The sequence below is a fragment of the Burkholderia sp. BCC1985 genome (assembly GCF_905339915.1).
Taxonomy (GTDB): Bacteria; Pseudomonadota; Gammaproteobacteria; order Burkholderiales; family Burkholderiaceae; genus Burkholderia.
Map to the genome: position 1 here is coordinate 1 of NZ_CAJPGY010000066.1, position 25631 is coordinate 25631.

Annotated in this window: 22 protein-coding genes, 1 tRNA gene and 2 pseudogenes; 10 read left to right on the top strand and 15 right to left on the bottom strand. The window is 62.4% G+C overall.

The window, feature by feature from the left end:
- Together U4Z31_RS34775 and U4Z31_RS34780 are read right to left on the bottom strand one after the other, a co-directional pair.
- Positions 1-2522: ESPR-type extended signal peptide-containing protein (locus U4Z31_RS34775; RefSeq protein ID WP_321812764.1), on the bottom strand; the 2522-nt coding region annotated here is incomplete at its 3' end.
- Positions 2523-3177: 655 nt separating this feature from the next.
- Positions 3178-4077, bottom strand: a complete 900-nt coding sequence (locus U4Z31_RS34780) for an EAL domain-containing protein (RefSeq protein WP_321812765.1) — start codon at positions 4075-4077, stop codon at positions 3178-3180.
- Positions 4078-4752: 675 nt separating this feature from the next.
- On the opposite strand from U4Z31_RS34780, the gene U4Z31_RS34785 reads away from it, so the two are divergent.
- Entirely contained in the window at positions 4753-5337 is a 585-nt protein-coding gene (locus tag U4Z31_RS34785) for a recombinase family protein (protein WP_321812766.1), read from the top strand.
- Positions 5338-5446: 109 nt separating this feature from the next.
- Here the strand turns inward: U4Z31_RS34785 and U4Z31_RS34790 are convergent, their stop codons facing one another.
- From U4Z31_RS34790 to U4Z31_RS34800, 3 genes are read right to left on the bottom strand one after another with little or no spacing between them, the layout of a single operon-like run.
- On the bottom strand, positions 5447-6046 hold the full coding sequence (locus U4Z31_RS34790) for an SCO family protein (RefSeq protein WP_124668012.1): 600 nt from the start codon (positions 6044-6046) through the stop codon (positions 5447-5449).
- Complete coding sequence (locus tag U4Z31_RS34795) at positions 6033-6452, bottom strand: hypothetical protein (RefSeq protein ID WP_415750327.1); 420 nt, start codon at positions 6450-6452, stop codon at positions 6033-6035. Before U4Z31_RS34795 ends, U4Z31_RS34790 begins: the two co-directional genes overlap by 14 nt.
- 44 nt (positions 6453-6496) lie before the next feature.
- Positions 6497-8851, bottom strand: a complete 2355-nt coding sequence (locus U4Z31_RS34800) for an RICIN domain-containing protein (protein WP_321812780.1) — start codon at positions 8849-8851, stop codon at positions 6497-6499.
- Between the two features lie 583 nt (positions 8852-9434).
- Here U4Z31_RS34800 and U4Z31_RS34805 point away from each other — a divergent pair.
- On the top strand, positions 9435-11111 hold the full coding sequence (locus tag U4Z31_RS34805) for a hybrid sensor histidine kinase/response regulator (protein ID WP_321812768.1): 1677 nt from the start codon (positions 9435-9437) through the stop codon (positions 11109-11111).
- 35 nt (positions 11112-11146) lie between these two features.
- Here U4Z31_RS34805 and flhC read toward each other — a convergent pair whose 3' ends face one another.
- Positions 11147-11740 carry a flagellar transcriptional regulator FlhC gene (gene flhC / locus U4Z31_RS34810; RefSeq protein WP_124668015.1) on the bottom strand — a complete coding sequence of 198 codons (594 nt, stop codon included), beginning with the start codon at positions 11738-11740 and terminating at the stop codon, positions 11147-11149.
- Positions 11737-12165 carry a flagellar transcriptional regulator FlhD gene (locus tag U4Z31_RS34815; protein ID WP_321812769.1) on the bottom strand — a complete coding sequence of 143 codons (429 nt, stop codon included), beginning with the start codon at positions 12163-12165 and terminating at the stop codon, positions 11737-11739. Before U4Z31_RS34815 ends, flhC begins: the two co-directional genes overlap by 4 nt.
- Positions 12166-12513: 348 nt before the next feature.
- On the opposite strand from U4Z31_RS34815, the gene U4Z31_RS34820 reads away from it, so the two are divergent.
- Positions 12514-13143, top strand: coding sequence for a response regulator transcription factor (locus U4Z31_RS34820; RefSeq protein WP_321812770.1), 630 nt, complete (start codon positions 12514-12516; stop codon positions 13141-13143).
- Between the two features lie 133 nt (positions 13144-13276).
- On the opposite strand, the gene U4Z31_RS34825 is transcribed toward U4Z31_RS34820, so the two are convergent.
- On the bottom strand, positions 13277-14431 hold the full coding sequence (locus tag U4Z31_RS34825) for a right-handed parallel beta-helix repeat-containing protein (protein WP_311767503.1): 1155 nt from the start codon (positions 14429-14431) through the stop codon (positions 13277-13279).
- 722 nt (positions 14432-15153) lie between these two features.
- Positions 15154-15309 (bottom strand): annotated as a pseudogene (locus U4Z31_RS34830) (LysR family transcriptional regulator); the annotation flags it as partial.
- Here U4Z31_RS34830 and U4Z31_RS34835 point away from each other — a divergent pair.
- Positions 15264-15566: pseudogene (locus U4Z31_RS34835) on the top strand (aminotransferase class III-fold pyridoxal phosphate-dependent enzyme); the annotation flags it as partial. The pseudogenes U4Z31_RS34830 and U4Z31_RS34835 sit on opposite strands and share 46 nt — an antisense overlap.
- A gap of 109 nt (positions 15567-15675) precedes the next feature.
- Here the strand turns inward: U4Z31_RS34835 and U4Z31_RS34840 are convergent.
- Both U4Z31_RS34840 and U4Z31_RS34845 read right to left on the bottom strand, forming a co-directional pair.
- On the bottom strand, positions 15676-16593 hold the full coding sequence (locus U4Z31_RS34840; RefSeq protein ID WP_321812771.1) for a LysR family transcriptional regulator: 918 nt from the start codon (positions 16591-16593) through the stop codon (positions 15676-15678).
- A 99-nt stretch (positions 16594-16692) separates the two neighbouring features.
- Positions 16693-17655: a porin gene (locus U4Z31_RS34845; RefSeq protein ID WP_321812772.1), complete on the bottom strand. Its 963-nt coding sequence runs from the start codon at positions 17653-17655 to the stop codon at positions 16693-16695.
- Between U4Z31_RS34845 and U4Z31_RS34850 the strand changes: the two genes are divergently transcribed.
- Positions 17654-17899, top strand: a complete 246-nt coding sequence (locus tag U4Z31_RS34850) for a hypothetical protein (protein ID WP_321812773.1) — start codon at positions 17654-17656, stop codon at positions 17897-17899. The genes U4Z31_RS34845 and U4Z31_RS34850 overlap by 2 nt on opposite strands.
- Positions 17900-18313: 414 nt before the next feature.
- Here U4Z31_RS34850 and U4Z31_RS34855 read toward each other — a convergent pair whose 3' ends face one another.
- From U4Z31_RS34855 to U4Z31_RS34865, 3 genes are read right to left on the bottom strand one after another with little or no spacing between them, the layout of a single operon-like run.
- A complete protein-coding gene (locus U4Z31_RS34855; protein ID WP_185702594.1) occupies positions 18314-18649 on the bottom strand; it encodes a DUF485 domain-containing protein in 336 nt (111 codons plus the stop codon).
- A gap of 14 nt (positions 18650-18663) precedes the next feature.
- Positions 18664-20343 (bottom strand): sodium:solute symporter family transporter, encoded by a 1680-nt coding sequence (locus U4Z31_RS34860; RefSeq protein ID WP_321812774.1) that lies wholly within the window; start codon positions 20341-20343, stop codon positions 18664-18666.
- Between the two features lie 51 nt (positions 20344-20394).
- Positions 20395-21552, bottom strand: coding sequence for a M20 aminoacylase family protein (locus tag U4Z31_RS34865; RefSeq protein WP_321812775.1), 1158 nt, complete (start codon positions 21550-21552; stop codon positions 20395-20397).
- A gap of 233 nt (positions 21553-21785) precedes the next feature.
- Here U4Z31_RS34865 and U4Z31_RS34870 point away from each other — a divergent pair.
- A tRNA-OTHER gene (locus tag U4Z31_RS34870) sits at positions 21786-21863 on the top strand.
- A 255-nt stretch (positions 21864-22118) separates the two neighbouring features.
- Here U4Z31_RS34870 and U4Z31_RS34875 read toward each other — a convergent pair.
- Complete coding sequence (locus U4Z31_RS34875; protein ID WP_321812776.1) at positions 22119-22358, bottom strand: hypothetical protein; 240 nt, start codon at positions 22356-22358, stop codon at positions 22119-22121.
- 261 nt (positions 22359-22619) lie between these two features.
- Here U4Z31_RS34875 and U4Z31_RS34880 point away from each other — a divergent pair, with 261 nt between their 5' ends.
- From U4Z31_RS34880 to U4Z31_RS34895, 4 genes are all read left to right on the top strand, one after another.
- Positions 22620-23003: a cytochrome c gene (locus tag U4Z31_RS34880; RefSeq protein WP_321812777.1), complete on the top strand. Its 384-nt coding sequence runs from the start codon at positions 22620-22622 to the stop codon at positions 23001-23003.
- 301 nt (positions 23004-23304) lie between these two features.
- Positions 23305-23943 (top strand): SGNH/GDSL hydrolase family protein, encoded by a 639-nt coding sequence (locus U4Z31_RS34885; RefSeq protein ID WP_235879238.1) that lies wholly within the window; start codon positions 23305-23307, stop codon positions 23941-23943.
- Between the two features lie 143 nt (positions 23944-24086).
- Positions 24087-24497 (top strand): hypothetical protein, encoded by a 411-nt coding sequence (locus U4Z31_RS34890; protein WP_321812778.1) that lies wholly within the window; start codon positions 24087-24089, stop codon positions 24495-24497.
- Between the two features lie 314 nt (positions 24498-24811).
- Positions 24812-25105 carry a hypothetical protein gene (locus U4Z31_RS34895; RefSeq protein WP_321812779.1) on the top strand — a complete coding sequence of 98 codons (294 nt, stop codon included), beginning with the start codon at positions 24812-24814 and terminating at the stop codon, positions 25103-25105.
- Positions 25106-25631: the final 526 nt, after the last annotated feature.

Genomic DNA, 25631 nt, shown 5'->3' on the forward strand with positions numbered 1-25631 from the left:
ACCGAGCTATTGGTCGAGCTCAGGCCAGTCGACAGCGAGTTGATGCCGGTCGAGGTCGAGGTGGACAGCGACGAGATCGAGCTATTCGCCGACGAGAGACCCGTCGACGTGGACGACGACAGCGAGGCAACCGAGCTATTGGTCGAGCTCAGGCCTGTCGACAGCGAGCTGATGCCCGTCGAGGTCGAGGTGGACAGCGACGAGATCGAGCTATTCGCCGACGAGAGACCCGTCGACGTGGAGGTCGACAGCGAAGCAACCGAGCTATTGGTCGAGCTGAGGCCTGTCGACAGCGAGCTGATGCCCGTCGAGGTCGACGTGGACAGGCTGGCAATGCTCGAAGTCGTCGTGCTGGCGACGGCATAAAGCTGGCTGCCGTTGATCGCGTCCGTGCTGGTCGCGCTGATCAGGCCGGCAGCGACGTTCTGGATGCGCCGCTCCGCCCCGGCCGCTCCGACGCTGACCACACCGGCGGCGGAACTCGCACCGGCGTAGGTGCCGAACGTCTGACTGCCGATCGTCGTGCTGGTGACGGAACCCGTGCCGCCGGTCGCCGTGTTCGCGGCGCCGATCGTGACGGCTCCCGAACCGAGTGCGACCGAGCCCGCCACGCTCGCGTTCGCGCCGGTGCCGAATGCCTGGGCATTGGCGGCGCTGGAGACCGCGGTATCGCCGAGCGCGGTGCCGCCGGCCGCGGTGGCCGTGCTGCTGTTACCCAATGCGAGCGAGCCCTGGCCGGTTGCCGTATTGGCATTGCCGATCGCAACCGCGCCTTGCCCATTCGACGCGTCATTCGCACCGAGCGCAACCGCGCCCGTGCCGATCGCCGAGTTCGGGTCGCCGATCGCGACCGCGCCGTTGCCCGTCGCCGTCTGGCCGCGGCCAATTGCGACGGCGCCACCTGCGGCCGTGCTGCTGTTGGCCGTCGTGCCGCTCGAGCCGATCGCGACGTTCTGGCCCGTCGCACCCGAGATGACGCCATCACCTTGCGCGATGCCGAATGCGCCGCTCGCGGTCGCACCACGGCCAATCGCTATGCCGGACGTGGCTGCCGCAACGACGGACGACTGGCCTCCGATGGCGATACCGTCGGAGGCAGCCGACACGGCGCCCGATGTCACGTTGGCGCCAATGGCGATAGCACCCGCTCCACTACCGGTGGTGCCACTACCAATCGCACTCGCTTCCAGACCCGACGCCGTGGCGCCAGTACCCAGCGTATTGCCATAGGCGCCCGACGCAACCGAATTACTGCCGATTGCAACCGACTGTTGACCCGACGCCGTGCTGAACGTACCCAGCGCATTAGCAAAGGCACCCGATGCAAGCGCTCGATTACCAAGCGCGGCGGCCTGTTGATTGGACGCAGTGGCGGCACTCCCAACCGCAACGGCATAATTGCCGGACGCTAAGCCAGCATCGCCTTGCGCGACGCCTGATGTGGCGCTCGCGGTTGCACCACGACCAATAGCGATACCCGAGGTCGCCGTCGACGCAACCGAAGACTGTCCGCCGATCGCGATCGAATCCGGCGCTGCCGCATTCGCCCCCGAAGTCGCATTACCGCCCAGCGCGACCGACCCCGTTCCGCTCGCAGTCGTTGTCGGACCGATTGCTGTCGCATTGGTAGCGTTGGCACGAGAAGAAGCCCCGATCGACGTCGCGCTGTTGGCAGTCGCGCGTGCACTGCTACCCATCGCGATACTCGACTGGGACGCCGCGGTGGCTAACTGGCCCACTGCCACGGACTGTATACCGGACGCAGTCGCCACATTGCCCAGTGCAGTGGAGGACGTACCGGATGCAAGCGCCCCTTCGCCGAACGCACTTGCAAAGCTGGCAGACGCGGTGCTGTAATCGCCGACTGCAACCGAATCTCCACCGGTCGCGACTGCATGGCTGCCGATTGCTGTATCGCGAATGATCGACGACGCTGAAACGCCTGCGGTCGAAAACGCACCGATAGCGATATCCTCGGAGTTGTACGATACCGCGCCGCCAGCTCCCCCGTTTTGATTGACTCCGCCGATTGCAACAGAAGAAGTTCCAACGGCACTCGCACCGTAGCCGAACGCGCTGGCACCAAGGCCGCTAGCCGTTGCATCCAGACCGACAGCCGTCCCCCATTTGGTGGAATACGCGCTCATACCTACTGCAACCGCACCATCGCCAACGGCCGTCGTATACGCACCGTAGAGGGTTACGCCCAAATAGGCGAGCCCTCCGCCGTTCGCATTACACCCCGCCACCGTCGAAAACGTGCCGCTTCCGTCGATCGGTGCGGTGCTGGCCGCCACCGTACGCGAACCATCCGGACTCGTTCCGCCACCACTAGTGCAGACGCCACTAAACCCTGAGACCACGGTGGCGTAGCTCCCTTGCCCGGCGGCAAGAAGCAATGCACTGACCATCAGTTTGACCACCGCCGAGCGTTTGCTCTTGCCGCGTGCGGTGTCCAATTCAGATGCAGCGACCCACGTTCCCAGGGTCTCGTTCCAGACGGTGCGATATGTATGATTCATGGTATGCCGATGCTCGGTAGACACTAACGAAAGAAGGCTTGCCGGCCAGTCTTCCGGTCAGGACTTCACAATTTTTAAAGTAGTACGAACTAATTTACTTTTTCTTATTCCACGTTGAAACGCTTCCCGCTAGGCCTTCTTGCCAGCCAACTTCAATACTCGTTCTCTACGATCTCTCAGTCTCAACGGCGCGCCACACGTTCACGGAACGACACTTCATTCCAGCGTCGAAGCCACCGCGGATCATCTTCTGGAGCCACGCTTCGTCGTCCCGGCTGCCCATACCGCGCACACCCTCTAGCTTTCGTTTCAGACCTTGCGCGATAGCCGACCCAGATCCGCAGAACCCGGCAGCCATACCCGCGTCGCAAGCTGTCTTCACGATCTCCCTTTCTCTCTCAGGTACACAGCAATCAGCAATCACATGCAGACACGATCGAATATCCATCATCAAGCGCTCACGCCGTACTTCGCAGCACCGTGATTCCAGATCGTCGTCTCCATTGCCATCCGATTCCGGATCCCCCGAATCTCCGAGGCCCGCTTCAATATCAACGCCCACTCCACCGCCCTCATCCAGGTTGCGCGCAGTCCCTTCGCAGGTCAGTCGACCGCCGCACCGGGCAGCAGCTCAGCCTTGGCAACCTTCGCCTGTTCAATCGCCCTGCATCCATTTCGCCCCGACGTCACAAACCAGCGCCATATCAACCGCGCCTTGCGCACCAAGCACCACGACGTCACGTGCCATGCTTGTGCCGAGCCGCACGAGATGCCGAAGCCTGTTCCGCGCCGACTCACTCCATCGGGCTGCAGCAATGAACGCCGGCGCAATCTTCACGATGTCCGGCGCGGGGATTGCCATTCCCACATCGACGCCATAAGCGAGCCCGTAGTCGTCGATCGCGATACGGCAGCCGAGTACCCTGAGTCGATCGAGAAAAGTACGCGCGCGTCCACCTGCGACTCGCGCCCCCTCGCTCACCTCCACGACCAGACGCTCGGCGAGCTCCGGTGCGCGGGTGAGCCGATCGAGCAGGCTTTCCCATTGCAATCCCGATACGAGGCTCTGTTCCGACAGATTCACGCCGATGCTCAGCTGCGGCGAACTCTCCAGTACATCCAGCACACGTGCTACCACATAGCGATCGAAGCAGCCCATCAGTCCCGCACGGACGACGCTCGACAGATATGCATCTGGTGACGGCTCTCCTTCGTCAAATGCGCAACACCACGGCACGCACTTGAAATAGAGCACCTTGCGACCGTCGTCGGGTGCGTGCACCGCCGACATCACCAGCGAAATCGCATCGACCTTCATCGCACGCAAGACGGTGTCGACCATGGCCGCATCCGCTTGCGTCTCCATCCCGGCATTCGAATTGACGCTCCGCGCCTCGACCGCCGGGGCGACATCATCACCGCCCCGCGTCGCGTTCAAGCTGGAGAGCCATGCTGCTTGCGGGTGTGACGTTGTTCGTCCGCTCAATCGAAGTAGCCAGCTTTCCGTCGAGTGGTCCGCCGTCGAACGATCCGCGTCGGGGGCCGGCAACGCCATCCCGGATATCGACCGATACGCGTCGCGAGCCGTCGGCCCCTGTACAACTCCGCCATACAGTTTTCGAGCTCGCTCACCGAACTCAACGTCGGTGACCTCGACAAACGTACGCCTGAAGCGGCTTACCAACATGGGTCGATTGAGGACCCTTATGAACAATGCGCCACCCATCTCCATACCTCCCCGACGATACCGAGCCTTTCATAGGCCCTCGCTTGTTATCCGATGCATACGCTGCCTCGCTGCACTCGCCCTTGACTGAAAGCCATGAAAGACACAAACGGACGTTTGCATCAGAGTTACAAAAAAAATTACCGATTCGTGAAACCGCCCGTGAATGCTGGGCTGCCTTTCTGTAAGCCTTGTCGGACAAAAACGTCCCTTTCCGTCCAGTAATATCTGCTTGGTGACACGGAAATTCACCATCCTTTGCAATTTGACTATCGGCACGCCATGCCGACGGCGGCGGCATGCGCCTTTCATGGAAGCAAGCCCCGCGGAGGAACACAGGAATCCCAGTTGTGAGCAACCACGTTTGCCGTTTCTTCGCGCCTCAGCGGGAAGCTCGATACGCCGTCCGCGCGGAATCCTCGACGAGCGCGTCTTGATGAATGCAGCACTTCAGCCGGACCGCGCACGCCAGCGCCCAGTCGATAAAGCGGCAGGAGTCGGGCGATGAATATCGGGTATGCCCGTGTCTCCACGGACGAGCAAAGTCTCGGACTCCAGATCGACGCGCTCACACGCGCCGGATGTGAGGTCGTTTTTTCCGATCAGGGTATCTCCGGAGCCGACTTCCATCGCCCGGGTCTCGACGCAGCACTCGAAAAGGTCATGAAAGGCGACACGCTCGTCGTCTGGCGGCTCGACCGGTTGGGTCGCTCGCTGAGCAAGCTGATCGACCTGATCAACTTTCTGGCGCGCCGGGGGGTGGACTTCATTTCCCTGACCGAATCGATCAATACGGCTTCGTCCGGCGGGCGACTCGTCTTCCACATGATGGGCGCGCTGGCGGAGTTCGAACGCAGCCTCATCAGCGAGCGCACCCGTGCAGGATTGGCTGCCGCGCGCGCGCGCGGCAAGCAGTTGGGGCGAAAGCCGCACATGACGCCGGATCAGTGCGCCCATGCCCGCGTTCTGCTTGAAACCCAGTCGGTCGCGGAGGTCGCCGCACACTTCAATGTGCATCCTCGAACGATCAAGCGCGCCCTCGTCGCACGATCCGCGACCGGTGTCACGTGCGAGACGAGCCAGGCTTGATCAGAAGCGTCGCCGATCGATCATTCGGAGAATGCCCCCGTGTCACCCGGGCATGATTCGCTGCTTCACGTCTTGATCGTGTCTAGAACCGTTGCGCCAACGCTCGCGTCTATGCCTGCTTCAGCAGCGCGGCGACCGTTTCCGCCGATGGCAATTCGTAGGTGCGCCATATCAGTTGTCCGCGTCGGTCGATCACGTGAACCTGGGTTCCGTGATTGTCCAAGCCCGTCACGCCGGCTCCGAACAATGCCTGGACGGCATCGACGTTCTGCAATTCCGGAGCCGCGGCAGTCCACCCCGGCCGCGCATCGAATTGCCGGAGCCATGCACGCATTCGTTCCGGGGTATCGGACAACGGATCGATGCTGAGCGACAGCAACTGAACGTCCGAGTGCGCGCCAAGCAACGTTTGCACACGTTGAAAGACGGCGCCCTGGATCGGACAAACGGTAGAGCAACCCGTAAAGAACAGCTGCAGCGCAGTCACGCGACCGGCCAGCACCCCGCGCAGGCGCGTTTCGCGACCCTGCGCCGTGAGAATCGGCCAGTCGGGAACCAGAACCGGAGGCTTGATGCTTCCACCGTGATACGCGATCGGCGCGTTTTGTCCGCGCACAAGCGTCGACGTGCAGAATGCGGACAACGCAACGGCCGGAAACGCGGCAATGCGTATCGCGCGTCGGCGCGCACGAAAATCAGGCGGGGCCATTCCGCGCACCGGTCAGAAAGTGCCAAAGCGCGGCGCAATCGCCATCACTTATGCGATAGCGCGGCATCTCGACATTGAGCAGCACATAGGCTGGATCGACTCCGTCGCGCAGCATCGTACAGAACCCCTCCTGATCGTACCGGCTCGGAGGGCCACCCCGCCGGCTTTGCAGATCGACGAGCCAGGCGCGAGTAAGGCGTGGCGCAATCGAATTTCGCACGGCGGGGCCGATCTCCGGAGCATGGCAATTCGCACACCGAACGACATTCGATGGAAGATCGCCGGGATGGGTCAACATCCGGCCCGTTAGCGGAGCCGCACCGGTGAACAGTGCGTGGCCCGCTTCGCGGTCGCCGCTCGCCATCGCGCACGAGCCGCCCGCGCCGAGTAACGCGACGTACAACAACCGTGCAACGTACCGGCGGCTGGATCGGGACAGCAGGTATTTCCTCACAGAATCCGGACCGCCTTCGAGACGCTGGGAACGCCGTTCGCATCGAGCGCGAACAGCATGTAGTAGCCCGGCAATGCAACACCTGAGTCGGCCGGAATCGACAATTGGTATGACGTACCGCTTGTCGACAGGATCGGCAGCGGAATTCGGCGCTGGTCGTTGTTCGTCGAATGCGTCACCGACGACATCCGCATCAACGCGAAAGACGCGACCGCGCCCCCGGTCGAAACGGTGATCGTCGAACCATGCATCGCGCTGGCCGGCGCGGACACGATCGCCGGGCGCGAGGCAAGCGTATTGTCGGCATTGAGCAAATATGGCGGCGTCAGGATTTCGGCATTCAGGTGATTGTTCACGCAGCCGACACCGCATTGCCCGCCGCCGCCGACGAACACGCGGCCGTCCGGCAAAAGAACCGCCGTGCTGTGATAAGTGCGCGGCGTCCGCATCGGCTGAAGAAGGTTAAAGCGTTGCGTCACCGGGTCCCATATCTCGGGCACCAGGATCGCGGTCGTGTCGGTAAAGGGCATCGGCAAGCTCTGACCGCCAACGATCACGACATTGCCGTTCGGCAGAATGACGCTGTTCGCGAATGCGCGCTGATAAGTCATGCCGTTCAGCCGCTGCACCGAAACAGGCTGCCCCGGACCGCGCGTTATGTCGATCAGGTACGCCGAATTCGACGCATATGTCGACGTATTGCCGTTCTGCTGATACGACTTCGCGCCACCCGCCTTCAGAATCAGGCCCGTATCGAACAGCGATGCCGTACCGTTGATCGCGTATGGGTCGACACCGCGATTTCCCGCCGAGGTGATCGAACCGGCCCCGCTCGTCGAGATCCAGTTCATCCGCGCGCTCGGGCCGGCATGGAATACGCTGCCATTCGTCTGCGCGAACAGCCACAGATGGTTGTCACCACGATAGATGCCCTGCGGATCCGGGCCGATGACGTTCGTCTCAGGCACGCCCGGCAGCACGGTCCATCTGCCGCCGTCCCACAGCTCGGCCGTCTTGCCACCCACCCCGCCGCTCCACGAACCGCCGAGCGTAATCACCGCACCATTCGAAAGCAATGTGTCGCCCTGGTAACCGCGCGGAATGTTCATCGTCGCGGCGGCGCTCCAGGTATTCGCCGTCGGATCATAGAGCGTCGTCTTGGGACTGCTGTCGCCGCCATTGACCAGCAGCCGCCCGTCGGACAGCATCGCGGTGCCCGGGCAGAACATGTCGGAACCCGCGGAAGTCTCGATGTACTGGGTCACCGCGTTCGTCGCGGGATCGAAGAGCGCGGTCTGCGTTTGCGTGGTCGCGGATCCGACGTCGTTCTGGATCGTATAGGGCTGGTTCGACGACCACATCACGAGCTTGCCGTTGGGCGTATTCGCGATGCCGATCGGATTGACCGGTAACGTGATGACCGGGCTCCATGCGGACGGCAGGGTTACGGGGAAAGCCTGCGGCAACGTCAACGCGAACTGGCCACTCGTCGCCGCATTCTGACAGGGAGACAGGCTCAACGTCGAACCGGAAGCGAGCGATCCTCCGCTGACGCTCGCGCACATTCCGCTCGAGACTGAAATCAGGTGATATTTTCCGCCAACCGGCGCGACGGTCCACTGATCGTTCGTCAGCGAGCGGTCCTGACACGAGTAAGGAATCAACGGCGCGCCGCTCGTGCGCTGGCCCTGATAGACGTTCAGGCATTGTCCGGTGGACTGGGAAATCACATGGTAGCCGCTACCGACCGGCTGCAAGAGCCAGCCGGTGGCACCCTGATTGCTGCATGCGCCTTGCACGATCGCGCCGCCGCCGATCGTCACGCAGAGACCGCTGCTCGCGACGACAACGTTGGTCGACGCGTTGACGGGCAAGTACAGATTGAACTGGTCGCTGGTCTGTGTGGCGCCCTGACAACCATACTGGATCAGGCTCGCACCGCTGACGGTCGAGCCGCCGCTCACGTTCGCGCACATGCCGTTCAGTGCGGAGACAATCCGGTAGCTCGATCCAACCGCGACGATTGTCCACTGATCGTTCAACAGGTTGCTGCCTTGGCAACCGTACTGAATCAACTGCGTCCCGCTCGCGCCTGAACTGCCCGGTACGTTGAGGCACAGGCCGCTGCCCTGCAACACAATGTGGTACCGGTTTCCGGCGACCGGCACGAACGACCAGGTCGTATTGCCTTGACCTGAACACGAAGTCTGCACGATGCCGACGCCCGATGCCGATGAATTCCCCGCGCTTGTCAGACAGAGGCCGCTGTTCGCGGAAACGATATCGGTGTATGACGGGCTGCCAATCGCGAACGCACTGTCGAACGCCAACGTGCCCACCCAAACCAGCATCCAGATGAACGCTTTCCCGCAGAGATCGCGCATACGGCCCTCGTCGATGTCGTTGATGACGGAAAAGACGTATATCCCGGCTCAGCTTCCGCAACTGTACGTTTCCACACCATTCGAATTATTCGATCGACTGGACGGGCTCGAGCCGGATCCGAATTGCGAATTCTTCGTCCGTTCTGAAATTAAATGGCACCCAGGCGATGCGCCGTAACACGCGTAGCGGATCGCTCACCTCCGGAACACAATTCAACCGACACCGTTGAATTAATCGCTACATCCTCCAATAAGTTCCCAGTCCTTATATATTTTCATATTTCGCCGGAATACACCGTAAACCCTGCGTACAGCGACTATGCTTGGTTACGGGAATACGCGTCTGTGCCGGACGCGCCGATACTCTCCGCCGCCATGCGCAACAATCTCCGTGAGCGCACATGCAGACGCCGGACCAGATCGCGGCCGAACAGGTCAGGATCGTCTACGACTCCGTGACGCCATACGTCGCCGGTGGCACTTTGCTTGCTGTTGCCGCGACGCTGTCGATCGACCGGCTCGGCCATCCGGATCCGGTGTCCGGTCCTGCGTGGACGATCTACATTGCCGCGTGTTCGGCCGGCCAGGTTCTACTGTCGCGCCTCTATCACCGGTCGCCGACTTCGGTCAGCAACTGGCGGCACTGGGCCCGTGGCTGTCGGCCTTCAGCACTGCCGCCGGCATGGGCTGGGGATGGGCATCGATTCATCTCGCGATGGGCGCCGACTTCGGAATCGCGAGCCTCGTGGTCATCGCGACGTTCAGCATCGTCGCCGGCGCGATTCCGGTATTCAGCGCGTACTTGCCCGCGTTCATCGCCTTTCTGTTGCCGGCCACCGTCCCGTATGTCGGCGCGGCGATCGTGTCGCCGCATGCAATCCAGCGGGAGACCGCACCGATGATGCTGCTGATCGCCTGCGTGGTCGGCTATCTCGGGTTGCTCGCGAACCGTGCGGCAACGCAAAACATCCGGCTACGCTTCCGCGCCGAACGGTTCGCAGGCGATTTGCAGACACAGAACGAGCGGGGCGAGCGACTCGCCGTCGATCTCGACTGCCAGCGACGGATCGCCGACCAGGCCAATCTCGCCAAATCGCAATTCCTCGCGGCAGCCAGCCACGATTTGCGCCAGTCCGCGCACGCGCTGAACCTGCTGATCGGCGCGCTGCGCAGCATCCCGATGCCGCCCGAAGGACGACGGCTCGTCGAGCGCATCGAGCGCTCGTCGGATGCGCTGAGCCGGCTCTTCGGCGCGCTGCTCGACCTGTCCCGACTCGACGCCGGCAGCGTCGAAGCACAGTGCCGGCCGTTCGCGATCGATACTGTGCTCGAATACGTGTGCAACGACTGCCTGCTCGACGCGCAGGCCAAAGGCATCACGCTGTCGCGCGTGCCGTGCCGCGCGGTGGTTCACTCGGATCCGCTGCTGGTCGAGCGCATCGTGCGCAACCTCGTGTCCAACGCGGTGCGCTACACCGATCGCGGCAAGGTCGTCGTCGGCTGCCGGCGCCGCGGCACACACCTTGCGATCCAGGTCTGGGACACGGGCTGCGGCATTCCCGATCACCTGCAGAAGCTCGTGTTCCGCGAGTACTACCAGGTCGGCAATGCCGAGCGCGATCACGAAAAAGGCTTCGGGCTCGGGCTCGCGATAGTGCGGCGCCTCGCCGACCTGCTCGAATGCCGGCTGGCCGTGCGCTCGACGCCCGGACGCGGATCGTGCTTCGAAGTCGCGATGGCGCTCGCCGTCGGCACGCCCGCCCCGCTCGACACGCCGATCGTCAGCCACGGCGACGTGCCAGGTTCAACGGGGCTCGTGGTGGTGATCGATGGCAATCGCACGACGCGTACCGGGTTGGCGGAACTGCTGGCGACGTGGGGTTACGACACGATCGCGGCGCGCTCGGGCAAGGAGGCGCTCGACCGGCTGTCGGCCTGCCCTCGCCGGCCCGACCTGCTGATCTGCGATTACCTGCCGCCGCGCGGCGAAAACGGCATCGTCGTGATCGAGCGGCTGCGTGAAGCACTCGACACCGCCCTTCCCGCGTTGCTGATCAGCGGCGATACGACCGACGAACAACTGGCCGCGTCGCACACGCACGGGCTGGTCCTCCTTCACCGGCCGTTGCCGAATGGCAAGCTGCGCGCGGCGGTCGGCCATCTCGTCGCCGCAGGTGCGCGGCAACGCTCGACGGTCAACGCGGACGCGCACGGCGTCGCGCTCTAGCGGCACTGCGCGGGGCCGCAGGCTGCGGTCGGCTTCTACACGATGCGCGTGTTCGCGTCGGACGGGCTTTCGACGCACGGCTGCGGCTTCGTGCCACCGGTGCGCTTGCCGGCCCGCGCCGGCGGACGGCACGCGACGCAGACGCGATTGCGACGCAGGTCGTGGCGATGCGTGACGAATGCGGCGTCGCATCGGACACAGCGCGCCGTCGACAGCACGCCGCTGTCGAAGAAACGAATCAGCAGCCACGCACGCGTCAGGTCGAGCAGCGGCTCGCAGTGTGCCGCGTCGCATCGCCTCGCATACCATTCATAGGCCTTCACGAGCGCATCGAGTCGCGCACACTTCGCGTTGCTCCGCAGAAAGCGGTAGGCGTTGAGGAACAGCGACGCATGGATGTTGGCCTGCCACGTCATGTACCAGTCGCTCGAGAACGGCAGCAGTCCTTTCGGCGGCGCGACGCCGCGCACCTCGCGATACAGCCGGACCAGGCGCTCATGCGGGAGCGGCAGTTCGATTTCGAGCATCTGCGGGCGCGCGCCGAGCCGAATCAGCGTCACGGCCGCCAACACGTGCTTCGCGTCATCGGCAAGACTCGACGCATGCGCCGTCCGGGCACCGCCGCTCACGGCACGTCCTGGTCGAAGGCTCCGAGACTGGACAGCGCCATCGCGACATGAAGCCGTGCGGCGTCGCCCGGCGGTTCGGGCCGCGCGAGCGCCGCAACCGTTTCGTATCGACTCAGGCGCAGTACGCAAAGCAACTGCCCCGACGACGACAGGCTCATCATCGATCGCATCGTCAGGCTTTCCAGCGTGCCGGCCATTTCCGGCGTGGCGCCGAGGCGAAACATGCCGGTCGCGCGATCCGCCTGCAACAGCCGCTGCGCCAGCCACAGATACGACAGGTTCAGGTCGCGAATTGACTCTTCTTCATTGATAGTTCCCATATTGCACCTTGATTGATATCGAATCAGGCCGATGGAGACGTCTCGCAAATTCGTGCAAAGGAACATGCCCTGTTTCGCGGGGTAAATCGCCTGCTTCAACGTCAATTGCCGATTTTCAGAAAGCAATCGATCGAAATAAACAGCGCGCCCCGTATTGGCACGTTCGGCTCTTTTTATCGTATAGTCTGCACCCGGGTTCGATCGCCCCCCAAAAAATCTCGGCTTCCGTAACTCGCCCAGGCCCTGCTGTCGCGATCTTCGTTATGCTCGTTGTGCGCCTCACCGCACGGAAGGCCGCGATGATCCAGTGTCAACCATGTCTTTCCGGATGTAAATCCGACGTTAGCCCGTGGCGAAACAGAACCGAATACGACCAAAGTATTAAGACTTTTCGAAAAAAACGGGTTCTCCAAAAGCAGAAGAGGTCCGCCTCCAGACTTCATTTTTATTTCCATGAAAATACTCATTGTCGATGATCATCCGGTTCTGCGAGATGGCGTGGCGACGTTGTTGCGCCAGGACCATGACGGGATGGTCGACATTCAGGCAAGCAACGCCGACGATGCAATGCGGCTGCTCGAACAGCACACCGACCTCGACGTCATCGTGCTGGATCTGAAAATGAACGGCATGGACGGTTTCGCCGCGATTGCGGCGATCACGCAGGTCCGGCCCGAGTTGCCGATCATCGTGCTGTCCACATCCGAGGATCCGCACGACGTACGCGCCGCCTTCACGCACGGCGCGCTCGGCTACATTCCCAAATCCGCGACCGCACACACGTTGCTGTCGGCCATCAAGATGGTCATGAACGGCGAGCGTTACGTGCCGCCGCTGCTGCTCGATACACAGTCGGCGCATCGCAACCCGCCCGCGCACGAACCCGACGGCCCGCGCCTGACGCTGCGCCAGCTCGACGTGCTGCGCCTGATCGCCGAAGGCGTGCCGAACAAGCTCATCGCCGATCGGCTCGGCCTGTCGGAGAAGACCGTCAAGGCGCACATCACCGCGATCTTCAAGGCGCTTCACGTGCGCAATCGCACCCAGGCCGCCGCGACCGGCCAGCGCCTGGGGCTCCTCTGACCCGCCTCGTCGCGACGCATGCGATGCATGCGCGGTCGAAGGCACGGCGACACGAACGGGATGGCGCTCATGCGTCGTGCCCGGCGCGCGCCGGCCACGCCGGCGGCGCCGTTCAGTCGACGTGTGCGCAATGTCATCGCGCCGTGGCGGTTGCCGGCGCAGCGCCGCCCGGCGACTGCATCAAGCCGGTTCGCACCCGCGGCATCGCCGCCGTCACCGCGCCGGCAGCCGGGATCGTTCCGGACGACGATGCGCCGACCGGCGAAACCAGCGCGACGCCGTCCATCGTATTGCCGCTGACGACGATCCGGCTGGCCGTGCAGCCGCGCGACAACAGCGACACCGGCGTGCCGGCAATCGACGCGAACGTGTTGTCGGAGACCTGGAATTCGCACACGTTGCCAATTGCCCGGAACCCGGCGTAGGCCGATCCCGATACGCGATTGCGCATCACCTTGACGTACGACACCGAGCCCGACCACGTGTCCAGCTCGATGGCGCCCTGCTGTGTCGGCTGCAAGCCGTTGTTCACGTTCGCGTTCTGGATGTTGGTCACCACGTTGTTGTCGATCACGACGTTCGACACGCCGTAGGTACGCCAGCTGTCCTCCTGTGCGACGAGAATGCCGGCCGCCTTCTGCACGCCATCGACGGTGTTGTTCGAGATCGTCACGGCCTGGCCGCCCACGACGGAGATGCCGCGCCCCCAGTAATTCCCCGATACGGTGTTGTGGTCGATCAGCACGTTGCTGCTGAGACGGCCGTCGCCCAGATAGCTGACGACCGCGATCAGGTCGTCGCCGGTGCCCGTCACCGTATTGTTCTGCACCAGCACATTGGTCGAGCCGTAGGTGGTGTGGATGCCGTCCGCCAGCGTGTCGCGCACGGTATTGCCCACGATCGCGACGTTGCTGGCGCCGAACACGAAGATCCCGCCGCTGGCGGCGCCCTGGATCGTCACACCGAGCACCTGGATGTCCGTGCCCGTCACCTCGACCTTGCTCGATTCAGGCACCGTGAGCCGCGTCGTGCCAGTACCGATCAGCGTGACGCCGACGAGCGTCGAACCGGCGCCGCTCATCAAGATCGTCTGGTCGGACGGATTGGTCGCGACGAGCGTCGCGCCGTAGCCCGATACCACCACACCCGATACCGTCACCGACAACGAGCGGCTGACCGTATAGCGTCCGGGCGCGAGTATCAGCGTTTGTCCGACCTGCAGTGCGTTGAGCGCGGCTTGCAATGCATCGGTCTGGTCGCTGCCGTCGCTTGCCGGCTTGACCGTCACGGCCGGTGGTGCGGCAGTCGATGCCAGTCTCGATCGCGCATGCGCGATACGCCACGGCGCGGCGTAGCCCGTAAGCGTCGCCGCGCAAACCTGAACCGGGAAGCTGGCAGCCCAGCATGCGAATGCAACCGCCCCGGCGCTAAGAATACGAAATGACCTGGTCATGATGACCCCCTCGATAGGCATCCGTCCGATGCAGAGCGATGCGACGGCATCCGGTCGCAACGTATCGACGGTCGGCCGGCGAGCCGGCGCGACACGTGTCGAACATCGGAGCAGAACGATTTCGTGCGGAAACAGTCGGACAGCTGGCCTCGCTTCAGGCCGGTGCCCGCTCGCCTGCCGATACGGGCGGGCCGCTCCCCCAAGAGCGGCTCGACGTCGACGTGCCGGCAGCGTGCGACCGTCGAGCGACATGCCGAAGCCCTTCCATGAGCGACGCGGGTCGGCCTGCTTCGTGTCCGGACCCAGACGATCATTTCGCTCGATTGGAAGTCTATTTCGCCGTTGGCGCGCGTAAATCGGACAGAAGCCCCGCGACGTCGTAGAACGGGTCGTGAGCCCCTGTCGCATCCGCGATATGAACCGGCTTACGACTCGTCGTGCCGGCGCGGGACGTCGCGCGACAGGCGTGAAAGTGGTCTCGAGACGAGCCGCATTTCTATATTCAGCTTTACTTATTAATTGCGATGTGTGAAAGCACGACGAACTCGCGCCGCATTTCACAGCACCGGCAGCATGAGCCGAATATGCTCCGCGAACTCCGCCGTCAGATGCGACGGCCGCTTCCGGTCGAACCGCAGCGTAATGCCGACCACCGGCAGCGGCGGCAATCCGCGATCGCCGGCGAGGATGGCCAGATCGGCCGGCACCGCCGATCCGCTATGGCGGCACGTTCGAGCCGATGATCATCGAGCGCGCGCAAGGCAGCTTCGTCTACGATGCGAACGGCCGCGCGATCCTCGATTTCACGTCGGGCCAGATGAGCGCGGTGCTCGGGCATAGCCACCCGGAAATCGTCTCCGTCATCAACGAATATGCGGGCAAGCTCGATCACCTGTTCAGCGGGATGCTGTCGCGCCCCGTCGTCGACCTCGCGACGCTCCTCGCCGACATCACGCCGCCCGGGCTCGATATCGACCGTCCTCCAGATCCCTTCCGTGTTGAACGGGTCCTCGTGCACGAGTCGCCGCACCGTGTCGATATCGCCCGCCTCATAGAGAAACAGGCCCCCGCTCACCGAGCTAGCGTGTCGGCAAGTCTTCCGCGAAATTGTCGAACACACGTTGCACCAGGGCATTGATTCTCAGCATCGTGGCCGACTGGGTTCTGCCCGCGAGCGTGACGATCCCGAAACAGGCCGAACCAGCCAGTGGCGGATCGAGCGGCACCGGATGCAACCTCCCCGCCCGAACCGCCTCGTCGAATACTGGCCGGCTGCCAAGAATGACGACATCGCTGACGGCTGCCGCCGCCTCCAGCTCGCCGAAATCGTCGCTCTGGAGCTTGATGCGATCCGCGATTGGATATCCGAGATGCTGCTGAAGATCGTCGAGCGCGTACTTCGACAGATGCGTGCAGCCGACCGGATACTTCAATAGATTCTCGGGCGATACGCCCGCCATGCCCGCAAGCGGATGCGCGTGACCGCAGAAGAATGCGGCCCGCCATCTCGGCAGCGGCACGATCTCGATTTCCGGCTGCTGCGTGAGCGACGCGATATCCCCAACGAACATGTCGATGCGCTCCGCCAGCAACATGCCGAGCAGGTCGGCTGTATCGCCGCGCTTGAGTACCACGCGTACTTGGGGCGCATTAACGGCCCCGAACGTCAGGATGGGTTGCCTGAGCAGCGCGGCGGGCGTCGCTCCCAGCCCGATGCAGAGATCGCCGAACTCCCCGCGCTCGAGCAGCGCGAGGTCGCGCCCGAGCTCCCGCACTTCGAAATCGATCCGGCGCGCCCGCTCGACGAATACCTTGCCGTGCGGCGTCAGCGTGATACGTTGCGCGCTGCGATCGAACAGCGAAATACCGAACTCCGCTTCGATCGACTGGATACTGCGGGACAGCGCGGATTGACTCAGGTGCACCTCCGCGCAAGCGCGACTGAAATTCTGGCATCGAGCGAGCGCGAGGACATGTTGCAGTTTGCGAAGGTTCATGTGAAATCAGGCGTTCACGGGCAGCGACGCCGCCCACGTGCGGAAAGTATAGTCGCGCCCTTCGCCGCAACGGCTCGATCGTGGCGCCCGTGTGCCGTATCAGAACCGGCGATGAATGCCGACGCTCACGCCGACCTGACTCTTGCCAGGCTGGCCCACACTGGAAAAGCTGTTGACGCCGAACGCGCTCTCGTCGGAGTTCCAGACCGTGCCGACATGCGCATACAGAAACGTCGCCTTCGACAGCAGATACTCGCCTCCGCCGACCAGCAGCGTCGGGTGCCCCGGCGTGCTCTGGAACGCGTAGCGGCCGCCCAGCACGTACCATTGAATCGTCGGCGTCGCGAAACCCTTCGCACTGCCCCAGTAAGCCACGCCGCGCGGCGTCAACTGGAGGTCTCCGACCACGCGCGTGACGCCCGCGGCAACGGTCACGCCGCCCACCGTATAACGAAGCGCCGCGCTGTACCGCTCATCGACCCGCCCCGACGCATCGATGCCGCCTGCGCTCGTACCGCGACTCTGCTCGTAAAGCACGCGAGCGGCAAGCGCTCCCCGGTCATATTCGAGCGCCGCACCGACATACCGGCCGGCCAGGCCGTTGCCCGGAAGTTGTTGACCGAAGCCATATTCAGCCTCGACATTGAATCCGTAAAACGGCTGCGACTGGAACTTCACCGCATTGTTCAGCCGCAGCGTCGCCAGCGGGATCGCGTTCAGCGAAAGCGTCGAGTCATTGGCGAAATACGTAGGATCATAGAGCACCGCCTTGTCGAACTGTACGCTGTATTGCCGCCCGAACGTCAGCCGGCCATAAGGCGATCGAAACCCGACGCTCGAAAGGCGGTTGAACAACGTGCCCGGCGTCACGAGGGTGCCCTTGCCGAGGTCGAAGCCGTTTTCGAGCTGAAAGATTGCACCGTAGCCCCCGCCGAGATCCTCGTCGCCCTTGATGCCGAAGCGGGACGGCAGAAACGCACTGCCCAGCATGCCAAGCGACGACTTCCCGTTCGATCCGGCGTTGGTCAAGCTCTGGATGCCGATATCCAGGATGCCGTACATGACCACCGAGCTCTGCGCGCGGGCGCCATCCGCCCCCGTCGCGCACGCAAGCGTCAACGCGGTCGTCGCCAGTCTCCTCACTGATTTTCTGTTTTTCATGTCGCCCCATCGATTGATTTGGATTGTGCTGCGATCCGACCCCACGCATTCCCGCTCGCTACGGCATATTCATTTCGCATACCAAATTATTGGTAAACCGATCTTCTTCATCGCATGCGCGGCACAGGTGTATGCGTTCGCGTGAATCTTCGAGACCGCGATGCATCGTATTCAGCTAAAAAATCACCATCCAATGAGATTCTTGTCGTCCGGCGATGCAAGAGTTGCATGACCCTCCGATGACTGTGTGCGGAACACACGAGCGGCGCTTCGATCATGTCGGTCACGACCGACATGGCCATCCTCGTCAAAAAAAAGCGCGTATCAGTTTCATGACTGACACGCGCACAAGGAGACACGGCTCTGATGTGGATTGCGCGAACGACGCATTGTGACCTTGGACTACCGCGACGCACGACGATCCGGACATCCATTCGGCTCGACGGCAAGTCCCGGACAATTCGGCGTGGTTCCGACAGCGCGGCATATCGATTCGTACCGATCGCCATGCGACCGCGCAACGGGCTTCGTCATCGCGAGCCCGGGCGCGCCCGCCCGTTCATCGGGCAATCCGCCCGACGAGCGGGTCGATCCAGCGGCCGGCTATCCACACATACGCGCCCGTTGAGATCGCGCAGAACCAGTAAAGACCGATCCCGACGACGATCCCGACCGTCATCGGCGATTCGACCGGGAAGTGGCGTGTCAACACGGCCGGAGCGAACGCGACGGTTAGGATGAACGCAAAGTAAATGCCCAGCACGAGCACGCTCATGCCGATACTCAGGCGTGTGCGACGGCGGACCAGACGGGCCACGTCGCGCGTGCGTGCGTCGACGCTTGCGTTCGCATCGGTGCTGCGCGCAACGACTGCCGGGTGATTGACGTTCGACATGATTGCTCCAGTGATCAGTGAGTTTGGGGAGCGCTGATGCCGATGCCGGTCGCGCTGCGGAACATCTGCGCATCGAATCCCGCACGCTCCGCCGCCGCACGAGCGGACGAGTCGGTAATCGATGCGAGCCATGCGACGCCGAACGCCAGCGTCATCGAGAACAGGGTCGGATTTGCGTACGGAAAGAGCGCACTGTCGTGCTTCAGGATGCCCACCCAGATTGTCGGCCCGGTCACGAGCAGCCCGACCGACGACACCAACCCGACTATCCCGCCAGCCAGTACGCCGCGCGTCGTCAATCCTCGCCAGAACATCGACAGCATCAGGATCGGGAAGTTGGTGCTCGCCGAAATGGAGAACGCGAGCCCGACCAGGAAGCTGATGTTCAGGTTTTGCACGAGATGCGACAGCAGCAGCGCGGCCGCCACCAATACGAACGTGGCCCGGCGCGATACCGCCAGTTCGCGCGCCGGATCGGCTTGCCCCCTGCACAGGATGCGCTTGTACAGATCGTGACCGACCGCCGATGCGCCCGAAATCGTGAGCCCCGCGACGACCGCCAGGATCGTTGCGAACGCAACTGCCGACATGATGCCGAGGAACACGTCGCCGCCGAAGTAATGGCTCAGATGCATCGCCGTCATGTTTCCGCCGCCGATCAGCGTGTGCGTGGCCGGATCCAGGAAAGCGGGATTGCGGAGCACGAATACGATCGCACCGGCGCCGATCACGACGACCGAGGTATAGAACCACGCAATGAGCGCGGTTGCGTAGAACGCCGATTGCCTGGCCGCGGCGCCGTCGCGTACGGTGAACAGGCGACTCAGGATATGCGGCAGGCCTACCATGCCGAAGATCAACGACATGCCGAGCGAAATCGCATCCACGGGGTTCGTGACGAGCCGGCTCGGCGCCAGCACGGCCGAGCCGGCCGGATGAGACTGCACCACCGCGGCGATCAGCCGACTGGCGCTGAAGCCGGTCGCCTGCAGCACCTTGAACGCCAGATACGTACCGATCGCGACCATCAGCACCGCCTTCACGATCTGCACCCACGTGGTGGCCAGCATCCCGCCGATCAGCACGTACACGAGCACCAGCGCGCCAACCGCGAGCATCGCCACCATGTAAGGCACGCCGAACAGCAGCTGGATCAGCTTGCCGGCGCCGACCAGCTGGATGACGAGATAGAACAGCACGATCACCAGCGAATTCACGGCGGCCAGGCTCCGAACCGGACGCTCCGCGAGACGGAATGCGACGACATCGGCGAGCGTGAAGCGTCCGAGATTGCGTAGCGGTTCCGCGACGAGAAACAGCAGGATCGGCCAGCCGATCAGCGTGCCGACGCCGTAAATGATGGAGTCGTAGCCCGAGCCGGCCATCATGCCGACCGCACCGAGGAACGACGATGCGGACATGTAGTCGCCTGCGAGCGCGAAGCCGTTCTGCAACGGCGTGACACTGCCGCCGGCCGTATAGAACTGCGAAACCGAGCGGTTGCGACGCGATGCCCAGTACGTGATGCCGAGCGTCAACGCAACGAAGAGCAGAAACGGCGCAAGCGTATACCCGCTTGCGACGCGCTGCGCCGGTGCTTCGGCCGCGCATGCCGCGCCCGCTGCGGCCGCGGCGCACACGCCTGCCGACAGCGCGGCCATCGTCCGCCGGGCGCGAAACGTTGCATGTTCCATGATGTTCTCCTCCGTTTTTTTATGAATGCTTCGGTCGCGCGACGCTTTCCGTCAAACGCCGAGACGGCGACGCACGACTTCGTCGAAAATCGCGACGCCGATCGGTGCCACGTCGTCGTTGAAGTCGTATTCGGGGTGATGGCACATGTGACCGCCCTGCCCGAGAAAGAAATAACAGCCGGGCCGCGCCTCAAGAAAGCGCGCGACGTCGTCACCCGCCATCAACGGTGCCACGTCGGTCAGCACGTTCGCCGCGCCGACCACGGTCTCGGCGGCTGCCATGACACATCGCGCCGGAGCTTCCGCATTGATCGTGGCCGGCGTGCCGTGCGAAATGTCGAGATCGATCGCGCATCCGTGCGATAGCGCAACGCCGTCGCAGATCTCTCGCATGCGCCGATGCACGCGTTCGCGCGCCAGCGGCGACAGCGCGCGCGTAGTGCCTTGCAGCGACGCGCGATCGGGAATGACGTTCGCCGTCGCCCCCGCAACGAACTGGCAGATGCTCAGCACCGCGCTGTCGAGCGGATCGATCGCGCGGCTGACGACGGTCTGCAATGCAGTGACGAGCAACGCGCCGATGGCGATCGGATCGACGCTACGATGCGGCGTTCCGCCATGACTGCCGATGCCGCGAATCTCGATCGAGAAAAAATCCACCGCGGCAAGTTGCGATCCGACGCGCACGCCGATCTTGCCCGGTTCGAGCTGCGGATGGTTGTGCAACCCATAGATTTCGTCGAACGGGAAACGCGCGAGCAACTGATCGTCGAGCATCGCCTGACTGCCTTTGACGATTTCCTCGGCCGGCTGGAATACCAGCACGACCCGCCCCTTGAACTGGCGATGGCCGGCCAGCAGCTTCGCCGCGCCGAGCAGGATCGCGGTGTGTCCATCGTGACCGCAGCCATGAAACAGTCCGTGATGGACCGAACGATAAACCGGCCGGCCTTCCTCCTGGATCGGCAGCGCATCCATGTCGGCGCGCAACGCAATCGTGGGGCCCGGCCCGCCGTTACCGTCGATCACGCCCACCACGCCGGTGCGGCCGATTCCGGTATGCGTATCGATGCCGAACGAGCGCAGCAACTCCGCGACGAACGCTGCCGTGCCGGTTTCCTGAAACGCGATTTCCGGACGACTGTGAATCTGTCGACGCCACGCTTTCATGTCCTCGGACAGTGCGGCGACGGGTGTAGTGATCTGCATGGAACGATTCCTCGGGGATTGCTGCCGCGCGGCAAGCGCGACGTGGCTGAACGAACCTGTCGAACAAGGCTCGACGTTCGCCTGATTCTAGGAATCGCAAAATATGCGGTCCAATGCAAAGTTTCGGCATTTCCTATGCAGAGAGCACATAGGCACGCGACGACACCGGCGGATTGGTCGGCCGCCATGCGCAGCGACCTCCGTGAGCGCAAATGCAGTCGCCAGATCAGATAGCCGCCGAATTGGTAGACACGCTACCTTGAGGGGTAGTGGCGAAAGCTGTGCGAGTTCGAGTCTCGCCGTCGGCACCAGAACACGGTTGCGCCGTGTTTCGGGCACGTTAAAAGAACCGCGACAGCGCAAGGCTTCGCGGTTCTTTTTATTGCATCGGCAAGCCGGGCCGATGCGTGGACCGGCGCGTCATCGAAGAACGAGACGCGGCTGGCGGCCGGCGTCGCGCCATCGATGCGCGAAACGGCGGCCCGGACACGCAATGCGCGCCCGCCGACACGGTGTCGCAGGCCGCGTCCGACGGCGATCCGGTTGAATTGTTCGAGTGAATGGAATCAGATTGCGGTTTTCGGCTCGCGGACTGCTCGCACGAACGTGACGCGCCAGCATCCAGCCGCCGCCAGCGACAACCCGATCGCCACGAAGATCGCGACACGCACGCTTGCGCCCGGGGTCTGCGCGGTGCTCATCAGCGCGCCGAAGATCGCCACGCCGAATGCGGAGCCGCTTTGCCTGCTCGCATTGAGTACGCCAGCCGCGATGCCCGCACGGCTCTTCTCGACGGCGCCCATCATCGCGGCCGTGACGGCCGCCTGCAACGCCGGTTGGCGGCGGTAGCGGCCGGCGGCTGTCGGCTGCGGAGCAATTGCTGCTTTCGCTTGCGCGTGTCGGTGTCGATTTATCCAATTCGCAGTTCGAACAGGCAATCAACGATTGCGTAGCCAACCTCCAATCAGGCTGATCGGCCAATTTCCATGTACGGCCAAGAGCGACCATTCCACGATCACGCGTTTATACTCCCAGGCACAGCAATCTGCGTGATACGACAAGGCCAAATGAAAACGATAAAATTGTTGATCGCTTCGCTAGGAGCGTTGGTGTTGACTCAACCTTCACCATCCTTCTCGCAAAACATCAACGGGAAAAATCTCTATATACAAAGATGCGCGATGTGCCATGGCGCAGATATCAAGGGCACCGGGCCATTGGCCAAGAAAAGCAATCCTGCCACGCCTGACCTCACAACTGCTGCGTTCAAAAAGCGACTCCATGATTATCCAGGCGTCATTGTTTCATCGGTAATACTTCGTCCGAACGGGGACCTGATTCCGAGAACTTTGAGGGAGAACGGCGTAAAGCTCGCGCCGCACTCCTGGACCGTTCAGGATTTTCGCGATCTGAATAACTACATGAGTGACGTGATTTCCAAAAGCCGATGATTCCGTGTTGACCGTCTGACCGCGATGGGTCGGGTACTGTCGGATTCGGAAGCATCATCGGCAGAGCGCATTGCCGGCTCATCGTCGGGCCGGGTTCGGCCCAGACCGTGTCAAAACGTGCATGGGGCTACCGTTGTTCCTCTTCTGATCTGAACTGAAAATGTTGCCACTCTACAAGTTTGTCCTCGGCCCAATTCTGGTGATACAGGCACGCAGGCTAAGGAGAACGGCGCTACGCCTACCGGAAGCAGCAGGGCCTCGTTGCGGGAGGGAAGGCTCGCGAGAGGCCCTGCAACCGGCCTTGCGAATTCTGGTTGTCGGTGACTCGTCGGCGGCAGGAGTGGGGGTCGACGATCAGGTACAGGCATTAGCGCAACCGGTTGCCAAAATGCTGGCTATCAAACTGGGCAGGCCCGTTACATGGCAACTGGTGGCAAAGTCGGGGGTCAACACTGAAGAGTCTCTAGCGCTATTAAGGCAGAGCGAATTACAGCCGGCGGACTTTCTCGTGACCGCATTGGGTACTAACGATGTAACGTCGCAACGTTCGCCACGCCAGTTCCTGCAAGACTATCGGCGACTGGTTGAAGAAGTCCGCCGTCGCACCGGCGCATTCGGTCTGGTAGCAACAGGACTACCGCCATTGCGAATTCTGCCAGCGGCGCAGCACCCGCTGCGCTGGTACCTGGGCCGATATGCCGCGTCTCTGGACCGCACGCTGCGGCGGTGGATTAGCAAGGACGCTGCCGCGCGCTATATATCGCTTGATTGGGCAGCAAAGCCGCTCGAGATGGCCCGTGATCGATTTCACCCCGGGGCTGGGCAATATCGCTGTTGGGCTGAGCTCGTCAGCGAGCAGATCGTGGATTTACTGGTTAAGGATTCTGGGCCAGTGGTCGATCTGGGCATGTGCAACGTAAAGCTTGAACGTCCGCTGTAGAGGAAAGCGACTGGCTGAATCCGCCGTCGGCTACGGCCGACCGCGTCGGGCGGCAGTCGGCCAGGAAGGGACACTCGACATGCGGGGCGAGATTGCTGACAATTCCGCCTGGCTCGAGGGATCCACCAATCTGGAGATCATCAGTGTCTTTCCATGACGTTGTGTCGCATCCATTCACGTTAGTGAGTCACGGTCAGCTTGGCGCCGCATGCGTGCTTTTTTTCTTCTACGCGGTCATTCTCGTCTGTATCGCCAGAGCATTGTTCGAGATTGCCAACTTTGCTGGAGTGAAGACACAGACCGGGAGTGCTCAGATCATAGCAAAGCGAATTGTACCCGCTCATTGGGAGTGGCAAACCCGTGGGCGCTATTTTACGCGTGCATATGTGGAGGAATACGAGATACTGGAATTAATTATCAATGGCCGAGAGATGACGTATCGACCGACTCCGTGGATTATGGAGCGAACGACAGCAAATACGACGGAACCAGTCCAGTTCAAAGCTGCACGATTCAACAGCAAAGTACAGATTATAAAGTTCAAGCACCTTTAGCTGGGTAGAACATCCCATCAAGATGGCGGCTGCCCCGCATACTTACTTACGAGTTTAGGCGCATCTCCCAACGACCGCTCTCGAAAGCACCGAAGGTCGGCTCCGGGTCGATCTGCGCGGGTCGCACGTCACAGGGCAGCGGCGCTCGCGTTCGGCCACTACCGGTCGTTCGATGTTTCCGCCAAGATCGTCGAGAACCGGCGTGACGGACGAAACTATGAAGTCGTTAAACAAGCTCCTGCAACAGGTCACACGAATACCTTGTCATTTTCCAGTACCACGAGCCCGAACCGCGACAGCTATTCGACCGCGGAGTGATCGAAGACTACGAGTCGACGACTGGAGTCTTCATCAAAGCGGCGGCGGCAGAAGAAGCTTTGATTTGGTGCAGGGCAATCGCGCAGGAGCTTCTGTGCCGCAGCAATGACGACAGGTCGTTGGATTGGACGCGCTTGGGATATTCGTGCTGGATCGAGTCAAACCCCGGAAATTCGTCTTGGAGCCATTGTTTGGGCTTTTTTCAGCACGTGCAGGTCGGTGAAATGCCGAACGTCGACGCGATGGGCACCGCCGCGTACATCAGTTGGCAGGGTAACCAAGGCGATTAGATTTGTCGAAAGTGGCAGCGATCTAGCGCTGCCCCACTGACCGGTTTCGAGAAATGCGAAGCACCGCTCTCGGTTGCGCCGGTCATGCGTCACCGAGCGGCCACCGGCCGCGTCCACCACTTTCGGTCGTTCGACCGCGGTACCTGAATTGGCAACAATCGACCTGCAAGGAAATGACGAGCGTCATTCTCTGACTTTCATTGACAGTGCCGCACTCGATCTCGGGATACTGTTTGTCCAACCGGTCGAGCGCGACCATGGGGGTGATCGTAATTGTCCGCTCCGGGTCGGCTACAGCCGAGTGCGTTGCGCTGCAGCCGACCATTCTCGATCACTCGACAGCGCGATACAGATCGCAGACAATCGCCCGCCAAATTGAGCCGCATGTTGAATTGCCCTTCGTTTGCCATTGCCTCGTCTCCAGTTCACCAAGATTGACAAAGCCGATGAATCGATCCGATCTTCCTTCCTTTGCTGCGTGCTTTTAGCTGTTTAATGCAGCCTCAGTGTGCCAAGCGTTCTACTG